The organism is Microvirga sp. P4_G7, from assembly GCF_056401005.1.
In genome coordinates, this window is record NZ_JBFUKD010000566.1 from 1 (window position 1) to 2,454 (window position 2,454).

Here is a 2,454-nt window from a genome sequence, read left to right on the forward strand (position 1 = left end):
GGGTGGAAGCGTTCTGCTCCACCGCCTCGACATTGCGCATGACGAGGCCTCCCAGACGTGAGCGCACTGTGCTTGGCGGCTCTTATTGCCTCAGAGTGAATAACATATCAGCCCCCTCTTCCTATGGATAGTTGCCGATAGGTTAACTGCTGATGGCAGAATGCGGGTGAGGTGTTGTTGAACACGTCCGAAAGTCGCGAGCGTCCAGACCGGAAGTGTGGGAGATTGTCCCATGACAACACCGGCACGTCTGAAAAGCCCGGTAAAGGACAGTCCATGACGTTACGACACGCTGAAAGCGCAAAATCGTTTCACGGCCTTCACCGCGAAGGCCTTCTGTTGATCGCCAATGCCTGGGATGCGGGCACGGCGCGTTTGATCGAAAGCTGCGGCGCGAAGGCGCTTGCAACGACGAGCGCCGGTGTCGCGTGGGCGCACGGCTATGCGGATGGCGACTACTTACCCGTGCGCCTGTTGGCAGGGACGGTGTCGGAGATCGCGCGGGTGATTTCCATTCCGCTCAGCGTCGATATCGAGGGTGGCTATTCGGACGATCCGGCCACGGTGAACGAGGCGGTCGGCATGATCGTCGATGCGGGTGCCGTCGGGATCAACATCGAGGACGGTGATGCGAAGCCCGATTTGCTCGCCGCTAAAATCGAACAGGCCAAGCAGGCCGGCGCGAAACGCGGGATCGATCTGTTCGTCAATGCCCGCACGGATGTCTATCTGCGTGGACTCGCACCGGACGATCGTCGGATCGAAGAGACGCTCGCGCGCGCCGAGCGCTACCGCGCCGCCGGTGCCGACGGCATCTTCGTAGCTGGCGTGACGAAGCCGGACGAGATCCGCGCCCTCGCCTCCGCCATCCCGCTCCCGCTCAATGTGCTGGCGCGGCCGGGTCTCCCGGATGCCGCCGCACTGGCGAGCCTTGGCGTGCGTCGGCTGAGTGCGGGCTCCGGAATCACGCAAACGGTCTTCGGCACCATCGCCGCCCGCACGAAAGCCTTTCTCCGCGACGGCAACTCGGACGTGCTGAGCGAAGGCAACATGCCCTATCCGGAGATCAACGCCTTGATGGCGAAGAGCTGAATTCGCATCCTTCCACGGCGGTCGAGGCGTTTCGCAAGCTGCAGCCTCGACCGCCCGCACGGCCCCCAAAATCACCACCCTTTGATCTCACGGTCACGGCAAGTCTGGTAGGCTCCACCGGTCGACGTCGAGCCTGGTATTGTCCGGGTCGGCTCGTTTTCGGGGAGGACACGATGACGATTTGCACCAAGATGCTCGTACTCGCGCCTGTTGCGGTGTTGATGCTCGGAACAAGCGCTCAGGCCCAGACCGCCCCGGGCGGCGGAGGCGCCGCGATGACCTTTTTCGTCACGAGCGTCGGCTCCGGCAAAGGCGCGGATCTCGGCGGTCTCGCCGGGGCGGACCAGCATTGCCAGACCCTCGCGGCAGCCGCCGGCGCCGGCGCGAGACAATGGCGCGCGTACCTCAGCACCCAGGGTCAGGGCGCGGTCAACGCACGTGATCGCATCGGACGCGGCCCCTGGCAAAACGCCAAGGGCGTCGTCGTCGCGAAGGACGTCGCGGAGCTGCACGGCCAGAACAACATCACCAAGCAGACCGCGCTCACCGAGACCGGTGCGACCGTCAACGGCCGCGGCGATACGCCGAACACCCACGACCTCCTCACCGGTTCGCAAGCCGACGGAACGGCGTTCACGGGCGCCGAAGACATGACCTGCAGCAACTGGACGACGAGCGGCACCGAGGGCGGCGCGATGCTCGGCCATCACGACCGCATGGGCACCTCGGAGGAAGCCTCGGCCAAATCCTGGAACACGTCCCACCGCTCGCGCGGCGGCTGTTCTCAGCAGGCGCTCGTCGGCACGGGCGGATCCGGCCTGTTCCTCTGCTTCGCGACGAACTGATCGCCGCGCTCCCCCACCACGTCATCACCGGGCTTATCCCGGTGATCTCGCTTTGTGGGGCGTGGCGCTCATCCGATCGAGGTGGCCGGGACAGGCCCGGCCATGACAGCGGTGGAGGATGCGCCCCCCACCGCTCGCCGTCATTCCGGGGCGAGCGGAGCGAGAGCCCGGAACCCCATAGCCACAGAGGGTTTCGATCAGCGCTCGACCGTCGTGTCTCTTTCGCCAAGCTCAGCGCGTATGGGTTCCGGGCTCCGCTTTCGCGGCCCCGGAATGACGGATGCGCGCAACGAAAAAGGCCCGGAGTTTCCTCCGGGCCTCTCTCAACTCTTAGGCTCTCGTATGGACTTAGAAGTCCATGCCGCGCCTCAAGTCCGGCTTGCCGGCCTTGAGTATCCCATAGGATGGGCGGCCTTTTATGGACTTAGAAGTCCATGCCGCGCCTCAAGTCCGGCTTGCCGGCCTTGAGTATCCCATAGGATGGGCGGCCTTTTATGGACTTAGAAGTCCATGCCGC

2 protein-coding genes are annotated in these 2,454 nt (G+C 64.5%); both read left to right on the plus strand.

Annotated elements, in window-relative coordinates:
- Positions 1-276 precede the first annotated feature (276 nt).
- Positions 277-1,092 (plus strand): isocitrate lyase/PEP mutase family protein, encoded by an 816-nt coding sequence (locus AC1DT3_RS17980; RefSeq protein ID WP_477466597.1) that lies wholly within the window; start codon positions 277-279, stop codon positions 1,090-1,092.
- A 173-nt stretch (positions 1,093-1,265) separates the two neighbouring features.
- Positions 1,266-1,937 carry a hypothetical protein gene (locus tag AC1DT3_RS17985; protein ID WP_477466598.1) on the plus strand — a complete coding sequence of 224 codons (672 nt, stop codon included), beginning with the start codon at positions 1,266-1,268 and terminating at the stop codon, positions 1,935-1,937.
- Positions 1,938-2,454 lie beyond the last annotated feature (517 nt).

Excerpts from the sequence above, each read along its gene's own strand:
- AC1DT3_RS17980 (WP_477466597.1), top strand. The coding sequence starts at position 277 with ATGACGTTACGACACGCTGAAAGCGCAAAATCGTTTCACGGCCTTCAC.
- AC1DT3_RS17985 (WP_477466598.1), top strand. The coding sequence starts at position 1,266 with ATGACGATTTGCACCAAGATGCTCGTACTCGCGCCTGTTGCGGTGTTG.